We start from the raw sequence: 17,205 nt of genomic DNA on the forward strand, positions 1-17,205 counted from the left end.
TCCTGTCCCGAGTGAGAGAGGGTGCCCATGGCAGGCTCCGCGGTTCCCGGAACGGCCCCCGTCACGCCCTCCGGAGGCGACGGGACCGGCGTGCTGTCGCTGAGGGGTATGAGCAAGCAGTTCGGCGCGGTCGCCGCGCTCAGCGGGATCGACCTCGATGTCACGGCCGGTGAGGTGGTCGCCGTGGTCGGGGACAACGGCGCCGGCAAGTCCACCCTCGTGAAGATCCTGTCGGGGGTGTACGCCCCCGACGCGGGCACGGTCTCCTTCCACGGCAGGGAGGTCTCGTTCGATTCTCCGAGCGCCGCGCACGCGCTGGGCATCGCCACGGTCTACCAGGACCTGGCACTGTGCGAGAACCTCGACGTCAAGGCGAACCTCTTCCTCGGCCGGGAGCTCCGGCCCTGGATGCTGGACGACGTCGCCATGGAGAAGCGGTCCCGGGAACTGCTGCGTGAGCTGCGGGCCAGGATTCCCACGCTCGACGTCCCGGTGGCCGCTCTCTCGGGCGGCCAACGGCAGACGGTGGCGATCGCCCGGGCTCTGCTCGGCCGGCCGGAGGTCGTCCTGCTCGACGAACCGACGGCCGCCCTCGGTGTCGCGCAGACCGCCGAGGTGCTCAACCTCATCGAGCGGCTGAAGAGCAACGGGCTCGGCGTCGTCATGATCAGCCACAACATGGAGGACGTCCGGGCGGTCGCCGACCGGGTCGCCGTGCTCCGGCTCGGCCGCAACAACGGTGTGTTCGACGCCCGGGAGGTCTCCTCCGAAGAGGTCGTCGCCGCGATCACCGGCGCCGCCGACAACGCCGTTTCGCAGCGTGCCGCGCGCCGCGCGACCGTCTCTCGGGAAGAGGAGGAACAACCGTGACCTCGCTCGGTTCTCCGGTGGCGGCGGCCCACGACCGGCAGGACGAGCCTCCGGCGGCACGGCACGGTTTCCGCGACAGCGTCCGCGGTGCGGTCCGCCGGGCCCGGCACGGCGACCTGGGCATGCTGCCGGTCGTCGCCGGTGTCGTGGTGATCTGGACGATCTTCCAGTCGCTGAACCGGACCTTCCTGTCCAGCACCAACCTGGTGAACCTGGCCTTCGACATGGTGTCCCTGGGGGTGATCGCGCTCGGCATCGTGTGCGTCCTGCTGGTCGGCCAGATCGACCTGTCGGTCGGCTCCATGAGCGGTGTCGCCGCCGCGACCACGGGCGTGGTGATGGTCCGTCACGAGCAGTCGGTGTGGCTGGCGGTCCTGGTGGCGGCCGGCGTCGGCGCGCTGAGCGGCTGGCTCTACGGACAGGTGCTCAACCGCTTCGGTGTGCCCAGCTTCGTCGCCACCCTGGGCGGCCTGCTGGCTTTCCTCGGCGCCCAACTCTGGCTCCTGCGCGGCCAGAACGCCATCAACCTGCCGTACGACTCCGCCCTGGTGAAGTTCGCCCAGGTGTGGTTCGTCCCTGATGCGCTGGCCTACGCCTTCATGCTCCTGGCGGCCGGCGGCTTCCTCGCCGTCGGTCTGGCCCGTGCCCGCAGTCGCCGCCGTGCCGGGCTGTCGTCCGTCTCGCCGCGGTGGCTGACGGCGCAGTCCCTCGCACTGGCGGCGGCGCTGCTGTTCGCGGTGCACTACCTGAACCGCACCCGCGGTGTGCCGTGGATGTTCGTGCTCTTCGTCGCCCTGGTCCTGGTCCTGCACTACGTCCTCACCCGGACCCGACTCGGCCGGTCCCTGTACGCGGTGGGCGGCAACGCGGAGGCGGCCCGCAGGGCCGGGATCGACGTACGCGCCGTGTACACCACGGCCTTCGTCATGTGTTCCACACTCGCCGCGACCGGTGGGGTCCTGGCCGCCGCCCGTCTCGCGGCGGCCAACCAGAGCACCGGCACCGCGGACGTGAACCTCAACGCCATCGCCGCCGCGGTGATCGGCGGGACCAGCCTCTTCGGTGGCCGTGGTTCCGCCTTCGCCGCCCTGCTCGGCGTCCTCGTCATCCAGTCGATCTCCAGCGGGCTCACCCTGCTCAATCTCGATTCCTCGTACCGCTTCGTCATCACGGGCTGCGTGCTGCTGGTCGCCGTCGCCCTGGACTCCGCCGCCCGCCGCTCCCGGCAGGCACACGGAAGGGGCTGAGGGCATGACGTCGCTGGCCATCGACGCCGGCACCACCATGGTCAAGGTCGTCGGATACGGCTCGGACGGAACGGAACTGACCGTCAGTCACCGACCGACCCAGGTGCTCAGGACCCGGCCGGGCTGGGCGGAGCAGGACATGGGCCACGTCTGGGGGGCGGTCGCCTCCGCCACCCGCGAAGTCGTGGCCGCGCTACCCGAGCCGCCCGAACTGGTCGCCGTCACCGGGCAGGGCGACGGAGCATGGCTCGTCGACGACCGGGGCCGCCCCACCGGGCCCGCCGTGCTGTGGAACGACGGACGGGCCGCCGACCTGGTCACCGGGTGGGAGCGCGACGGCACCCTGGAGCAGGCCTTCAGGATCTGCGGCTCCCGGCTGTCCACCGGCATGCCCAACGCCGTACTGGCCTGGATGCGGAAGCACGCCCCGGACCGGACGCGCCGCTCCCGCCACCTGCTGACCTGCGGCGGCTGGCTCTTCCTGAAGCTCACCGGGGAAGCGGCCGTGGACGAGTCCGAGGCATCGGCACCCTTCCTGGACATCGGGCGACGCACTTGGTCCGAGCGGCTGTTCGAGCTGTACGGCGTGGAGTGGGCCCGTGACCTGCTTCCCCCGCTCCGGGACGACGACCACCGGGTGACCGCGCTCAGCGCCACCGCCACCGCCGAGACGGGGCTGCCCGCGGGCATACCGGTGGTGCTGGCGCCCTACGACATCTGCGCCACCGCCATCGGCTCCGGCGCGGTCAGCACCGGCCGGGCCTGCACCGTGCTCGGCACCACGCTGTCCACCGAGGTCGTCACCGACTCCGCCGACTGTGTGCTCACCGACGAGCCGGTGGGCATCACCGTCGCCCTGGGCGTCCCCGGGCACTATCTGCGCGCCTTCCCCACCATGAGCGGCGGCGACATGCTGCACTGGGGCGCACGGCTTCTCGGGCTCGCCTCGGTCACCGACCTGATGGCCCTGGCCGAGCGCGGCACCGACGACACGGCCGGAGTGCGGTTCCTGCCCTATGTCTCCTCAGCCGGGGAACGCGCCCCGTTCTTCGATCCGGCGGCCCGCGGTTCCCTGTCCGGTCTGTCCCTGGACAGCGGCCGGGAGGACGTGGCCCGCGCGGTCGTGGAGGGCGTCACCATGGCCATCCGCGACTGCCTCGCCGCCTCCGCGGCCACCCCGGAGCTGTTGACCCTCAGCGGCGGCGGCGCCCGGAGCGCGTACTGGACGCGACTGATCGCGGATGTCGTCGGCCTGCCGGTGGCGATTCCCGCCGACACGGAGACCGGAGCCCGCGGTGCCTGGCTGACCGGCATGGTCGCGACCGGCCGCGAGCCGGACTTCGCCACCGCGGTGGCCCGGCACGTGCGGATCTCCGCCACCCTCGAGCCGGATCCCGCCAAGGGCCGGGCCCTGGGCGAGCGCTATGCGGAGTTCCTGCGGCTGCGGGAGCTGCACCGCCCGATCTGGGCGCTCGGCCGCGGCGGCGCGGGCCTCGACGGCGGAGCCGGCGCATGACCGGCGCCGGCCCGGACGTGTGGCTGGGCATCGACCTGGGCACGCAGGGAGTCCGCGCGGTCGCCGTGACCTCGGACGGCCGGCTGCTCGGCACAGGGTCGTCGCCGCTGACCAGTCACCGGCGGGGCGAACGCCATGAACAGGACCCGGGACAGTGGTGGCGTGCGGTCTGCTCGGCCGTCGGGCAGACCTGCGCCACGGGCGCCGACCCGCGTCGTATCCGGGCCGTGGCCGTCGACGCGACTTCCGGAACCCTCACACTGACCGACCGGCACGGCAGGTGTGTCGTCCCCGGCCTCATGTACGACGACGGCCGCGCCACCGTGGAGGCGGAGCAGGTCAACGCGCTCGGCGAACAGCAGTGGACCAAGGCCGGCTACCGGCGGATGCAGCGTTCCTGGGGGCTTCCCAAGCTCCGCTGGCTGCTCGACCGGTACCCGAACGCGCTGACGGACGGCTGGCGCCTCGCCCACCAGAACGACGTGATCAACCGCAGGCTCGTCGGGCACGAGGTACCCACCGACACCAGCAACGCCCTCAAGTCCGGGGCTGACGCCGCGGCGGTGGCCTGGCCCGGACACGTCTTCGCCGCGCTGGGGATCCCCACCGGGATCCTGCCCGGCCTGGTGGTGCCCGGCACCGTGATCGGCGAGGTCTGCGCCGGTGCCGCGGCGGAGTGCGGGCTCGTCCCGGGAATTCCCGTGGTCGCCGGAATGACCGACGGCTGTGCGGCCCAACTGGGCTCCGGGGCGACCGCGGTCGGCAGCTGGAACTCGGTCCTCGGCACCACGCTCGTCCTCAAGGGGGTCACCGAGGACCTGCTGCACGACCCGAACGGTGTCGTCTACTCCCACCGTTCCCCCTCCGGCCACTGGCTGCCCGGAGGTGCCTCCAGCACCGGTGCGGGCCTGGTCGCCCGAGAGTTCGCCGGCTCGGCCCTGGACCGGCTGACCGACGAGGCGGCTCCCCTGCTGCCCACCGGGCTGCTGCGTTATCCGCTGGTCTCGCCCGGGGAGCGGTTCCCCTTCGTCGCCCCGGAAGCCGTCGCGTTCAGCAGCCGGGAACCGGCGGGCCGCGCCGAGGACTTCGCCGCACTGATGCAGGGCGTCGCGTACCTCGAACGCCTCTGCTTCGACTATCTGGACCTGCTCGGCGCCCCCACCGACGGGGCCGTCGTCCTCACCGGCGGCGCGACCCGCAACCCGGTGTGGAACCAGCTCCGCGCCGATGTGCTGCGCCGGCCCCTGTCCCTGCCCCGCCGTGCCCAGCCCGCACTCGGCATGGCCGTACTCGCCGCCTCTGCCTGCGGGGCTCCGGGCTCTCTGGACGGTGCCGCCGCCGCGATGGTGCGGCCCGACCGGGTTCTGGAGCCGCGGTCCGCGCATCGATCCGCCCATGACGAGGGCTACGCCCGGCTGCTCGATCTGCTGGTCCAGCGTGGCTGGCTGCCCGAGACCGTCTCGGCCCACGCACGAGAAAGGACCGCACCATGAGCCTCCATGTTTTCCTCGTCCGGCACGGAGAGAGCGTCTGGCACGACGAGAACCGCTATGCCGGGGTCACCGACATCGATCTCTCCGAGCACGGCCACGCCCAGGCCGCCCGGCTCGCTTCCTGGGCGGGGCGGACGGATCTCACGGCGGTCTGGTCCTCCCCGTTGCGACGCTGCCGGCAGACCGCGGAGGGGAGCGCGGCCCGCGCCGGTCTGCCACTGATGGTCGAACCCCGGCTGCGCGAACTCGATTTCGGCATCGCCGAGGGGATGACCCGCGCCGAGATGCGGGAGCGCCTGCCCGGCGTGCTCAAGGCCTTCGAGGCCGACCCGGTCGGCAGCCACTTCCCGGAGGGAGAGGATCCCGTCGCCGTCGGCGAACGCTACGCCGACTTCCTCGCCGGCCTGCGTGCCGGTCACCGGGAAGGACGCATTCTCGTCGTGGCCCACTCCACCGCGATCCGGCTCACCCTCTGCCGACTGCTCGGTCTCCCGCTGCGGGACTACCGCTGCGTCTTCCCCTACCTGGCCAACTGCGCGTTGAACGAACTGATCCTCCACGACGGCACACCCTCGCTGCTGGCGCTGAACCAGCACGTGACCCCAGGAGTACCCGATTGACCACGATCCTCGCGGCAGGCGACCACTTCGTCCGCAGCTCCCTGTTCATCGACCACCTGCGGCCGGTCGCACCCGACGCCACCTTCCGTGAACTCACCCTGCCCTGGCCCGTCGAGCCCTTCGGCGCGGTGGCCGAGGTCCACGAGGCCTCCGGTACCGAGGATCAGCTCATCGAGGCGCTGGACGGTGTGGAGATCTGCGTCACCCAGATGGCACCGCTGACGGAACGGGTCCTCGGTGCGAGCCCCGGGCTCCGCCTGTTCTGCGTCGGCCGGGGCGGCCCGGTCAACGCCAACCTCGCGGCGGCCACCCGGCACGGTGTCGCGGTCACCTTCGCCCCCGGCCGCAACGCCGCCGCCACCGCCGAGCACACGGTCGCCCTGATGCTGGCGGCCGCCCGCCGTGTCCCCGCCGCCCACCAGGACCTCGCCGCAGGCGTCTGGCGGGGCGACTACTACCGCTACGACAGCGTCGGCCCCGAACTGGAGGGCAGTACGGTCGGCATCGTGGGACACGGCGCCGTCGGCTCCCGGGTGGCCCGTATCGTCCGCGGATTCGGCGCCCGTGTCCTGGTCGCCGACCCGTACGCCGACGAGGCCGGCCTGGCCCCGGCGGACCGGGTGGACCTCCCCGAACTCATGCGCCGCTCCTCCTTCGTCACCGTGCACGCCCGGGCCACGCCGAAGACCGAAGGGCTGCTCTCCCGCGAGCTGATCGGGCTCATGCCTCCCGGCGGCGTACTCGTCAACTGCGCCCGCGGCTCCCTGCTCGACTACGACGCCGTCTGCGACGCCCTGGACGAGGGCCGGCTCTTCGGCGCCGCCTTCGACGTCTTCCCCGAGGAACCGCTCCCGGCCGGCTCCCGGCTGCGGCGCACCCCCAACATCGTGATGACCCCGCATCTGGCCGGCGCCGGCAAGCAGACCGCCCACAACGCGTCAGCCCTCGTGGCCGGTGAGGTCGCCCGGTTCCTGGCCGGCCGCGCCCCGGCCCACTGCGCCAACCCGGAGGTGTTGCGGACCCGGTCCTGACCGGCACACGATGAGTTACCCGGCTCCGCCACCACCGGTCCGCCCCGTGCTCGCCCCTCACCCGTCGGACGTCGCGGGGCGCTCCGGTGAAGCCCGACTCACTGTCTCGTGGAAAGGACATCGCGTGCGCGGCAAGCTCCGGACGTTCCGATCCGTTCTCCTCGCCGGAATCAGTGTCCCTGCCCTCCTCCTCGCCTCCCCTTCCCCCGGCATCGCCGCCGCGGGCGCCCCCGGCGGCCGACATCCCGAACTGCCCTCCTCCGTGTACGGCGGCGCCTGGCCGACCAGCCACGTGCAAGGCGTGACCGTGGACCGCAGACGCGGTTTCGTCTACTGGTCCTTCACCCAGAAGCTGGTCAAGACCGACCTCGCCGGCAAGGTCGTCGGGACCGTCGAGGGCCTCACCGGCCACCTCGGTGACATCGACGTCGACGACCGGAGCGGCAGGGTCTACGGATCGCTCGAGTACAAGGCGGCGGAATCGTTCTACATCGCCGTCTTCGACGGCCGCGAGATCGACCGGGTCGGAATGAACGCCGAACGGGACGGCGTCATGACCGCGGTCCATCTCCACGAGGTGACCGCGGACTTCACTGCCGACATGGACGGCGACGGAGTCTTCGACGGCGACACCGCCGACACCCCCGACCACCGCTACGGATGCAGCGGCATCGACGGCGTGTCGTTCGGTCCCGGGTTCGGCAAGCGGGGCGGCAAGCAGACGCTGAAGGTCGCGTACGGCATCTACTCCCACACCGGCCGGACCGACAACGACCACCAGGTGATCCTGGAGTACGACATCGGCTCCTGGGGCAGGTACGCGCGACCGCTCTCCCAGGACGCCCCGCACCACAGCGGCCCCGAGCACCACGACGGCAAGTTCTTCGTCCACACCGGCAACACCACCTACGGCGTGCAGAACCTCCAGTACGACCCGTACACCAGGAACTGGATCATGGCGGTCTACAAGGGCAAGAAGGAAGGCTTCCCCAACTACTCCTTCTTCACCGTCGACGGCTCCGCCGAGCCGGTGCGCGGCGAGATCAAGGGACAGCCCGTGCCGGAGACCGGTAGCCTCCTCACCCTCCGCGAGGCCGGCCTGCGCGACGACGCGACCGGCATCCGCGGCTGGGAGTTCCACGGAAGCTACGGGTTCGACGCGTTGGGCGACGGACGTTACTACGTGGCGGAGGGCCGGGCCGTGGAGGAGGACGGCGTCCTCAAGCAGGAGGGCGAGATCCGTCTGCACCGCTGGACGGGCGAGACTCCGGGGCCGTTCGAACCCCTCGGCTGACGGTACTCCGCCGGGCCGGACCACGGGACATCACGCGGTTCGTCCATCTGCTGTCGGTCGGCGTCCGGCGAACGGGCAGGAAGTCCCGTGGCTGTCGTCGACGCCGAGGGGGCGCTGTGGCCTGAGGTCAGCATCGACGGGACACAGCCCGGTCGCATGCCGACCACTTGCCGGCCTGGGCCCACACAGCATCTTCTTGACCTGCGCACATGTCCAGATGCCAGACGTTGGACTTCACAGCATGGTGTGCAGCACCAAGCTACTCCTGAAGTCAGGCTCCCTGCCTGCGTTTTTGCAGGTCAAGGGCTGTTTCGACGCCTTCTCGCGCAACCGTTCCTCGATGTCCTTCTGCGACAGCGTCTCTACGGGTATGGCGGGACTTCCTCGGGTCTTCCGTGCGGTGAGGGTAACGTCATGGCATGTCAACTGCCGTTCTGGGCACCTCAATAGGTCCGCTGCTCCGTGGCTGGCGGGAGCAGCGGAGGCTCAGCCAGCTGGAGCTGGCGCTGCGTGCCGACTCCTCCGCCCGGCACATCAGCTTCATCGAGACGGGCCGGTCCCGTCCGAGCGAGGAGATGATCCTGCGGCTGGCCGAACACCTCGATGTACCGGTCCGGGAGCGCAACGTCCTGCTGCTGGCGGCCGGTTACGCCCCGCGTTACGCCGAGACCCCGCTGCACGATCCGGCGCTCGGCTCACTGCGCAGGGGCATCGAGCGGCTGCTGCAGGGCTACGAACCGTATCCGGCGCTGGTCGTCGACGGAACGTACAACGTCGTCGCCGCCAACCGAGGAATCATGATGATGCTGGACGGGGTGGCGGAGCATCTGCTCGCCCCACCGCTGAACGCCATGCGGCTCACACTGCACCCGCAGGGAATGGCGCCGCACATCCGCAATCTGCGGGAATGGCGCGGACATCTGCTGGCCCAGATGGAGCGTCAGATCGCACTGGCCAGATCCGAGGCGCTGCGCGCGCTGTACGACGAGGTGGCCGCTTATCCGCTGCCGGGGACCGGGGACCGCAGCAGCCACCCGAAGGAGTCCACTCCGTACTTCGCACTGCCGCTCCGGCTCGAGCACAACGGCCGGACCCTGTCCTTCATCTCGTCCATCTCGACCTTCAACACTCCGATGGACGTGACGGTCGCCGAACTGGCCATCGAGGCGTTCCTCCCGGCCGACTCGGCGACAGTCGAGTATCTGCAATCCCTCAAGCCGTAGTGGCACGCAGCGAGAGGAACTGGAGCACACCGAAACCGGCGACGGTCATGGCCTGCACGGGAATCCAGACGGCACCCGCGGTCGTCGGCGAGAACCAGGCGACCATCGCGACGATGCTGAGCACGGCCCACAGCACATTGGCGTCGATGACCGCCTTCACGGCGAGAGCCGGCGGCTGCTTCCGCGTGGCGAGGAAGCCGACCCCTGCGGCGTACAGCACCAGGAAGACGCCGAGTTCGAACAGCAGACCGGATCCGATGCCGAGCAGGTTGCCTACCGGCTTCGAGTCGATCAGGTAGACCAGTCCGTTGGCACCGGTGACGACGGCGTCGAGGGCGAGGAAGCGGCGCAGCATGGTCTGCGGGCGGTCGGTGCGGGAGAGCGTGCCGAGCAGGGTGGTGGCGGACATGCCGATCAGCCTCCGTCGAGGTCGAAAACGCTGGTCAGGGGGCCGTGCCCGGGCGGAGTGCGCCGCCCGGGCCACGGTGACTCCCACCTTGCCCGGTTCCGCACGAAGGGTCGATTACCACTGAGGTAATGAAGCACCCATGAGGGCCGGGCCTGTCAAGGGGCGCAGACGGTCCCCGCCTGCGGCTTTCGGTGGGATGCCGGGGCGTTTTCCTCGTGGCTCTTCCTCGTGTCTGTCTGCGGGGCCGCCGCGTGGGAGGGGTCCAGTTGGAGCGCCCGGAGCCCCGCGAGGAACGAGCGGGGCGAGGACGAACGAGCTGGAGGCCGACGAGCGGCGGCCGACAATGGGGCCGAGGAAGCGTCACGGATGTTCGCGGATACGGTCGTTGCGATCCCCGGAGTCCGTGCTGGTCGGCGGAGTGGTCTCACAAACACCCATTCGGCATCCGGCCGCACAGGCCGGCGCCATGACCATGGTGCGGGGATCCGGGCTGCTCAGTCAGGTCATCGAGCGCGGCCATCGGGCCGTCTCATGCAGCTTTGCGAGCTCACCCGGGGTCTGCGACCGCCCCTGGCGGTTGTCATCGGCTGCTGTCATCGCACCCCCTGTTGATCCTGCACGGCGCGCAGTAGGTGATAGGCACGCGTGAGCAGTCGGCGAGCCACCGCCGTTGTGGCGATCTTCTTGCCGCGGCGGTGGGCGAGGCTCTGGTAGGCGGCGGCGAATTCCGGCGACCGCTTCGCACTCTGCGCGGCCTCGCACAAGATCCACCGCAGCCAGGGCGMGCCCTGCTTGGAGATGTGGCCGTGCCGCACGGTTCGATCGGATCCGCGGACGGTGGGCGTCAGCCCGGCCCAGGCGGCGAGCTTGCGCGCGGAGGGGAAGCGGGTGATGTCCCCGACCTCGGCCACGATCATCAAGGCGGTGAGCGTGCCGACCCCCGGCAGCCGGGTGAGCGCCTTGACCTGGGGGTCGCCCCGCGCCTGCGCGAGCAGCTGCCGGTCGAGGGCGTCGATCGGCTCTTTGAGGACGTCCATCAGGCCCAGCAGATCGTCGATCACGCGACGGGAAACGTCCGGCAGTTCCAGGCCGCCCAGCCAGGCCCGCCCCGGGGCGGTGAAGCAGCTGCCGGGCCGGTCGCAGCCGTGGTCCGCCAGAACGGCGTGGACGCGGTTGCGCAGCCGGGTCCGCAGCCGCACCAGCYGGCAGCGGTGCCGCAACAACGCGCGTTGCTGCCGTACGTCCAGCGGCGCGATCCATGCCTCCGGCAGCAGATCCGCCCGCAGCAGCTGAGCYAGGGTCGCGGCGTCCACCTTGTCGTTCTTCAACCGCGCCGAGGCGATCGCCTTGCACCGCAGCGGATGCACCAGGTGCGGCTCAAAGCCGTAGTCCTCCAGCAGCTCCACCAGCCACCCCCACCCGTAGGCGGCCTCGAAGGCCACCGGCGCACCGATCGGCAGATCTCCGATCACCGACAGCACCGTCTTGACCCCGTTCGGCACATTCCGGTTGACCTGCACCGCACCGTCGTCCTCGACCACGGCGATCTGCGAACGCTTGCGGTGCACGTCGATACCGACGTAGACAGACATTGAGGGCCTCCTTCCCGAGCCCGTACATACCCGGACAGTAGGTACCGCCGGGCTGAGCAGGGAAGGGGGCCCGGCCCTTATAGGGTCAGGTCAAAGGCGTAGTGAGACTGTTCAGGTCAGCAAATGGTCAGCATCGGGCGCGGGAGCGTCCCGGCTTGCTGACCGGGTGACTGCCACCGCGGTCGTGGCGGGGCGGAACGTGTAAGTCATCCACCCGCACGGCACCGCCACCGGCCCGGCGTGCCCTGTGACCCTGGACCAGGTCCGAGGGCGCCGGCATGGTCGGCCGAAGGCTGTCCTGTCGTGGTCCGAGCGGCCTTAGAGGTCCTAACAGAGTGCTCGGACGCGCCGGTACAGGATGAGGCAGACCGCCAACTGCAGGAAGCCGTCGTGGATGTCGTCCCGGCGCTCCCAACGGATCCTCAGATGCCGGAAACCGTGCAGCCACGACAGGCCGCGTTCGACCACCCACCGGTGGACGCCCAGGCCCGAGCCGTGGGACTGCCCCCGGCGGGCGATGACCGGGGTGATGCGCAGGGTGCGGACCATGCTGCGGTAGCGGTCGTGGTCGTAGCCGCGGTCGGCGTACAGCCGCCGCGGCCGGAACCGGGGACGCCCGCGGCGGCCGCGGACCGCGGGAATCGCCTTGAGCAGCGGCATGAGCTGGGTGACGTCGTTGCGATTGCCGCCGGTGAGCGAGACCGCGAGCGGAGTGCCGCGCGCATCGGTGATCAGGTGGTGCTTCGAGCCCGGCCGGGCGCGGTCGACCGGGCTCGGGCCGGTTTTGGGCCGCCCCGCAGGGCACGCACGTGGGTGGGGGTGCCCCCGGCGAAGCCAGGGGGAGCGTCGATGGCGGCGCGGGAGAAGTCCAGCTGGTTCGCGCCGCGCAGCTTGGCCGGCAGGATGGCCTGCAACTGCTGCCAGACGCCGGCCTGGTTCCAGTCCCGCAGCCGGCGCCAGCAGGTCATGCCCGAGCCGAAGCCCAGTTCCTGTGGCAGCCACTCCCACTGGATGTCGGTGGCCGGCACGAACAGGATGCCCTGCAGGGCCTTGCGGTCGTCCAGTCGCTTGCGGCCCGGATGGTCGGGCCGGCGCTCGACCACTGGCAGCAGCGGCTCGATCAGGGCCCACAGGTCGTCGTCGATTTCCCAGGGCTTGGGGCGGGACATCGCGCACCTCCTGGTCAGAGCGGATCCGCACCGACATCTCCAGATTAGCGCAAACGTTCTATTTTGTTAGGTCCTCTTAGACGCCCGCGGACAGTGTTTACCACCTGTGCCATGTGGTACTGGCACGCGCCAAAGGCATATCTCATTGAGCGCCGTCCTTCCCGCCGCACCACAGGGCCCCAAGCACGCGGAGGTGTCTCCCCGCCCCCCATCGGCTGTAGCTGGGCCCGGAGTTCTCGCCCTCATCGGCGGATGCGAGAAGCCAAGATCCGGACCATTGATGGGCCAACGAAGCCGCATCAGGAGCAACTTACGGCATCGACACAGGTCAGAGACACACAAGCGCCGTGCTACCAGCAGACGAAGAACCTGCTGGGAGCACTCCACCACGACACCCCCTCCAAGGGGCAGCGCCAAGAGCGCTCACCCCTACGGCCGCTCACACCTTGTCGAATTCCCACAAGCCGACAGGCCGAGTACCGAGTTCCCGCACCGGAGTGTGACTCAGCCACCCGCCAGGTCAGCATCCGTGCGGTGGCCGCCCAACCGGCGATGGCCACTACACCGCCGCGGAGGTACGACACGAACCTCCGCCGACACCTGACGACTCGTCAGTAAAGTGAGCAAAGGGTCAGCAAGAGTCCTGCCACAGCTGCCCACAGACGGACACACCGTGGAATCGCCCAGCACCGCGCAGGGGGCCTGCAGCACGTCCAGCGTCCCTCCCCCACGCGGTGGAGGGACGGGAGACAACACACGACGGCGAGTCGCCCACCCGTCACCAACCAGTCAGCCGTTTCCGCAGGTCGGCGCACCCTTCCGCGCGGCTTCAGCGGCACCGGCGGCAGCTCGGGGGCGGGCAGCGGGGCGCCGTCGTAGCCCTTCACCTCGCCGAAGCGGGTGCCCTCCATCCAGTCCCGGCGGGCCTGTTCGATCTCCTCCTGGGTCCGGCCGATCCAGTTCCAGGACATAACGAACCCTGCGCACATCAGCGCAGGTCAGCGGCGTTCCGGACCTCCGACGGTCAGCAAACTGTCAGCATCGGTCCCGGAGGAGTCAGCACCGTGAGTGCCACTGTCCTGGTTTGTGGGGTGGGGTCGTTCTTCAAGGAGTGTGAGCATCCGCGGTCGCGGTGCTCGAAGTGCCCTCACCCGTACAAGCTCCGGTATCGGTCTGCGGCCGGGAAACAGGTGAAGGAGTCCGGGTTCGCGACCCAGGACAAGGCGATTGCGCGGTTGACGGAGGTCTACAACGCGAAGAAGGCGGCACCACGGGGGCAGCGGATGAACACCTTCGACCACAAGGTGGTCGAAGGTGTTCATTCAGACCATGGAGGGCAACGGCGCCAGTCTGGCCGCGCAGTCCAAGACGGCAACAACCACCCCATCGTACCGAGATTACCGTTATCTGCCGGAGGTCATCAGGTCACTGCGCGGCGTCGGACGCGACGCCACGCACGTCCTGTCCCTGCTCAGCCGCTCCCGCTGACCGCAGCAGCGACGCTCGCCGGTCCCCCTTCTCGTCGTAGCGGGGCACAGGCTCGACGTAGTACGCGCCGAACGATCTCGTGCGCGTCTCGTCTGCACTACCGTGGACTCATGACGGCACCGCTGGACGTGCTGGTGGTGGGAGCGGGGCCGACCGGTCTCGCCCTCGCCGCGCAGCTGCGCGCGTACGGGGCCCGGTTCAGGATCGTCGACCGTTGCCTCGACCGGGTGCGGGAGTCACGGGCGCTTGCCGTCCAGCCCCGCACCCTGGAGGCGCTGGCAGGCTTCGGGGTGACGGACGAGCTGGTTGCCCGGGGCAACCCGGCGATGCGGCTGCGGCTCCACCTGCCCCGCCACGTGGTGGCGCTGCGCTTGTTCGACATCGGACTGACCGACACGGCGTACCCGTTCCTGCTGTTCCTCTCGCAAGCCGAGACGGAGCGCGTCCTCTCCGAGTACCTGGCCGCGCGGAACGTGACGATCGAGCGCGGCACCGAACTGGTCCGGCTGGAGGCGGCGGACTCGTCCGTCGCCTGCCGGCTGCGCCGCGGTGACGGCTCGCAGGAGGCCGTGGAGGCGCGCTACGTCGTGGGCTGCGACGGCGCCCACAGCACCGTGCGCAGCCAGACCGGCATCGGATTCGGGGGATACGCCTACCCGCAGACGTTCCTGCTCGCCGACCTGGAGGTCGACGGGCTGGAGTCGGACTCCGTGCATTCGTACATGAGCGGGGCGGGGATGGTGTTCTTCTTCCCGCTCGGCGCGCCAGCCGGCTGGCGCATGCTCGCGATGCGCCCGCCCGACACCCCGGAGGCCGAGGTGGACCTGCCGCTGTTGCAGGAGATCGCCGACCGCTACACCGGCGAGCGGCTGACGCTGCGTGACCCGGTCTGGATGACCGACTTCCGCCTCCACAACCGCGGCGCCGCCCGCTACCGCTCCGGCCCCTGCTTCCTCGCGGGCGACGCGGCCCACATCCACAGCCCGGCCGGCGGGCAGGGGATGAACACCGGCATCCAGGACGCGCTCAACCTCGGCTGGAAGCTCGCCCTCGTCCGCCGGGGCGCGGCGCCCGAGGAACTGCTGGCAACGTATGAGGCCGAGCGGGCCCCCGTCGGCCACAGCGTGCTGCGCTTCACCGACCGCGCCTTCACCATCGCCACCAGCAGTAACCCCGCCCTCCGCGTCGGCCGTACCCACATCGCCCCGCGCCTGGCGCCACTGGCGCTACGCGCGGCCAAGATCCGCGGACGGCTCTTTCGAACCGTCTCCGAACTGGGCGTCCACTACCGGCGCAGCCCCGCCTCCACGGCCGGCTCACGGCCGCCCGGGGGCGGGCCGAGAGCCGGGGACCGGCTGCCCGACCTGCCCCGCGGACTGCAGGCACGCACGGCGGCGCCGGGCTGGCACCTGCTGCTGTCCGGACCATCCCCCCTCTGGCCGGACGAACGGCTCTGCCCGATCCTGGAAGGGCGGGGCGGCCTGGTCTCCGTCCACCGGCTCGGCGGGCAGAGCCCGTGGCCGGGCACCGCGCAGGGACTCGTTCGCCCCGACGGCTACCTGGGCTATGTCGCACGGGGTGCCGGCACGGACGGCCTGCGGACCTACCTGGACCGCTGGTTGCCGATCGGCCGCCGTTGATTCCACCCGCCGCAATGCGGCCGGTGGCCTCTCCAACCGCAGACCCTGTGCCGGAGTACCGGCTGCACGTCCGGTTGCGGCCGGCTCCGAGCGACTGTGCGGGTGCCTCCACCACTGCCTGACCAAACGAACCCACTATGAGGAAGCCACCACATTCCCCATGGCCCAAGCCCCTCAACTCCCTGTTGCTGCTTGACAGATCAACCGCATCGGATGTCTCCTTCCAAGGTCCTGACCTCGATGCCGGGCATCGGCGTCAGGACCGGAGCACGGGTCCTCATCGACGTCGGCGACGGCAGCGGCTTTCCGTCCGCTGCCCACCTCGCCGCCTATGCGGGTCTAGCCCCGGCGACCCGCAGTTCGGGTTCGTCGATCCGCGGCGAGCAACCCTCGCGGAGAGGGGGTGAGCAGCTCAAACGGGCCTTCTTCCTCTCCGCGTTCGCCGCCCTGGCCGACCCGGCAACCCGGACCTTGCGGGTGCCGATAAAGGCGTTGTCGGCCCGGTTGTTCAGGCCCTGGTGGGCACGGTCTTCCACGGAGGGCATGACCTCTCGGTGGGCCGCGCCGTAGAGGCGGAGCTTGTCCGTAACGATCACCCGTGGCACCGAGCAGGTCCTCTTCAGCAGGCGGCGGAAGAACCGCCTGGCCGCAGCGGTGTCCCGCCGGTCCTGTACGAGGATGTCCAGCACCATGCCGTCCTGGTCGACAGCCCGCCACAGGTACTCCAACTACCGTTGACCCTCACGAAGACCTCGTCCAGGTGCCACGTGTCCCCGGGCCGAGGCCGCCGACAGTGCAGCGCGTTGGCGTAGGTCTGCCCGAACGTGGCGCACCAGCGGCGGACCGTCTCGTAGGAGACGGTCACACCGCGCTCGAGCATGACCTCCCCCCCTCGCGGAAGCTGAGCGGGAAGCGGAAGTACAGCCATACCGCGTGCGCGATCACCTCCGCCGGGTACCGATGCCCCTGGTACGACGGTGACGCACTCTCCACGGGCGACTCCCTCCAGCATGACCAACCCGAAAATCATCCCGCGCCATCAGCCAACGTGACAGTGCCCTCCTGAGTCTCGGTCGGCGGGCGGAAACAAGCGGTGACCGTCTTGCCGTGGGGACAGGGGTGAGCTTCCCAGCCGTCGGTCAGGGCGTCGACCAGCAGCATCCCCCGCCCTCCGATGCGGTCGCTGCTCGCGGCGCGCTGGCTGGGCAGCGCCGTGGAGGAGTCGTGGACGGCGACGTGCAAGCACTCCCCGTCCCAGGTCATCGCCATCTGGGCAGGCGAATGAGCGTGCACGTGAGCGTTGGTGACCAGTTCCGAGACGGTCAGCAGAACAGCGTCCACCGTCTCCGGTGCCCTGTCGGTCCACGCCAGCGACCGCATGTGACGACGGGCCCAATCACGTGCCGCCTTGGGGCTGGTGTTGATCGGCAGTGACCGCGCCCAGCCCACCGCACGAAGCGATGATTCTTCCACTGCGTTCTCCTTCCGCCTGCTCCACTTCGTTGCGTTTACCCTTCACAGGGCGCGCGACGCCGCCCGCGTGGCGGCATGCGCATCGAAAGCTGGGGTATRCGGCGTCTCATCGGCTGACGAGTAGGCCGCTGGGACAGGCA

The 17,205-nt window shown here is 70.4% G+C and carries 14 protein-coding genes and 3 pseudogenes; 11 read left to right on the forward strand and 6 right to left on the reverse strand.

The genetic code is table 11. The annotated features are described in order from the left end of the window. Positions 1-108: 108 nt before the first annotated feature. The 8 genes from DIZ27_RS32270 (at position 109) to DIZ27_RS32305 (ending at position 9,294) form a co-directional block, all read left to right on the forward strand. On the forward strand, positions 109-870 hold the full coding sequence (locus DIZ27_RS32270; RefSeq protein WP_258308638.1) for an ATP-binding cassette domain-containing protein: 762 nt from the start codon (positions 109-111) through the stop codon (positions 868-870). Further along, positions 867-2,117, forward strand: a complete 1,251-nt coding sequence (locus DIZ27_RS32275; RefSeq protein WP_109381968.1) for a sugar ABC transporter permease — start codon at positions 867-869, stop codon at positions 2,115-2,117. Before DIZ27_RS32270 ends, DIZ27_RS32275 begins: the two co-directional genes overlap by 4 nt. A 4-nt stretch (positions 2,118-2,121) precedes the next feature. Beyond that, a complete protein-coding gene (locus DIZ27_RS32280) occupies positions 2,122-3,633 on the forward strand; it encodes an FGGY-family carbohydrate kinase (protein ID WP_109381969.1) in 1,512 nt (503 codons plus the stop codon). After that, on the forward strand, positions 3,630-5,126 hold the full coding sequence (locus DIZ27_RS32285) for an FGGY-family carbohydrate kinase (protein ID WP_109381970.1): 1,497 nt from the start codon (positions 3,630-3,632) through the stop codon (positions 5,124-5,126). Before DIZ27_RS32280 ends, DIZ27_RS32285 begins: the two co-directional genes overlap by 4 nt. Then, positions 5,123-5,746: a histidine phosphatase family protein gene (locus DIZ27_RS32290; protein ID WP_109381971.1), complete on the forward strand. Its 624-nt coding sequence runs from the start codon at positions 5,123-5,125 to the stop codon at positions 5,744-5,746. The genes DIZ27_RS32285 and DIZ27_RS32290 overlap by 4 nt, the downstream gene beginning before the upstream one ends. After that, positions 5,743-6,777, forward strand: a complete 1,035-nt coding sequence (locus DIZ27_RS32295) for a 2-hydroxyacid dehydrogenase (protein ID WP_109381972.1) — start codon at positions 5,743-5,745, stop codon at positions 6,775-6,777. The genes DIZ27_RS32290 and DIZ27_RS32295 overlap by 4 nt, the downstream gene beginning before the upstream one ends. 124 nt (positions 6,778-6,901) lie before the next feature. Then, positions 6,902-8,071, forward strand: a complete 1,170-nt coding sequence (locus tag DIZ27_RS32300) for a hypothetical protein (RefSeq protein ID WP_109381973.1) — start codon at positions 6,902-6,904, stop codon at positions 8,069-8,071. Between the two features lie 419 nt (positions 8,072-8,490). Then, positions 8,491-9,294: a helix-turn-helix domain-containing protein gene (locus tag DIZ27_RS32305; protein ID WP_109381974.1), complete on the forward strand. Its 804-nt coding sequence runs from the start codon at positions 8,491-8,493 to the stop codon at positions 9,292-9,294. Here DIZ27_RS32305 and DIZ27_RS32310 read toward each other — a convergent pair. The 4 genes and pseudogenes from DIZ27_RS32310 to DIZ27_RS32325 form a co-directional block, all read right to left on the reverse strand. After that, complete coding sequence (locus DIZ27_RS32310) at positions 9,284-9,703, reverse strand: hypothetical protein (protein ID WP_109381975.1); 420 nt, start codon at positions 9,701-9,703, stop codon at positions 9,284-9,286. The genes DIZ27_RS32305 and DIZ27_RS32310 overlap by 11 nt on opposite strands. A 593-nt stretch (positions 9,704-10,296) precedes the next feature. After that, positions 10,297-11,295: an IS110 family transposase gene (locus tag DIZ27_RS32315; protein ID WP_109381976.1), complete on the reverse strand. Its 999-nt coding sequence runs from the start codon at positions 11,293-11,295 to the stop codon at positions 10,297-10,299. A gap of 327 nt (positions 11,296-11,622) precedes the next feature. Then, positions 11,623-12,464, reverse strand: a protein-coding gene (locus DIZ27_RS32320; protein WP_109381977.1) for an IS5 family transposase whose coding sequence is annotated in 2 segments (ribosomal slippage) — positions 11,623-12,080 and positions 12,080-12,464 — 843 coding nt in all. Because the reading frame shifts where the segments join, the coding sequence is not laid out codon by codon here. Between the two features lie 809 nt (positions 12,465-13,273). Beyond that, positions 13,274-13,438 (reverse strand): annotated as a pseudogene (locus DIZ27_RS32325) (pirin family protein); the annotation flags it as partial. Between the two features lie 340 nt (positions 13,439-13,778). Between DIZ27_RS32325 and DIZ27_RS46050 the strand changes: the two are divergent. From DIZ27_RS46050 to DIZ27_RS32335, 3 genes and pseudogenes are all read left to right on the forward strand, one after another. Then, on the forward strand, positions 13,779-13,952 hold the full coding sequence (locus DIZ27_RS46050) for a hypothetical protein (protein WP_181383785.1): 174 nt from the start codon (positions 13,779-13,781) through the stop codon (positions 13,950-13,952). Between the two features lie 110 nt (positions 13,953-14,062). Beyond that, positions 14,063-15,592, forward strand: coding sequence for an FAD-dependent monooxygenase (locus tag DIZ27_RS32330; RefSeq protein ID WP_109381978.1), 1,530 nt, complete (start codon positions 14,063-14,065; stop codon positions 15,590-15,592). A 222-nt stretch (positions 15,593-15,814) separates the two neighbouring features. Next, positions 15,815-16,060: pseudogene (locus tag DIZ27_RS32335) on the forward strand (IS110 family transposase); the annotation flags it as partial. A gap of 2 nt (positions 16,061-16,062) precedes the next feature. Here DIZ27_RS32335 and DIZ27_RS32340 read toward each other — a convergent pair. Together DIZ27_RS32340 and DIZ27_RS32345 are read right to left on the reverse strand one after the other, a co-directional pair. After that, positions 16,063-16,585, reverse strand: a pseudogene (locus DIZ27_RS32340) (IS6 family transposase); the annotation flags it as partial. A gap of 33 nt (positions 16,586-16,618) precedes the next feature. Beyond that, on the reverse strand, positions 16,619-17,065 hold the full coding sequence (locus DIZ27_RS32345) for an ATP-binding protein (RefSeq protein ID WP_109381979.1): 447 nt from the start codon (positions 17,063-17,065) through the stop codon (positions 16,619-16,621). Positions 17,066-17,205 lie beyond the last annotated feature (140 nt).

Source organism: Streptomyces sp. NWU339, assembly GCF_003143855.1.
Taxonomy (GTDB): domain Bacteria; phylum Actinomycetota; class Actinomycetes; order Streptomycetales; family Streptomycetaceae; genus Streptomyces.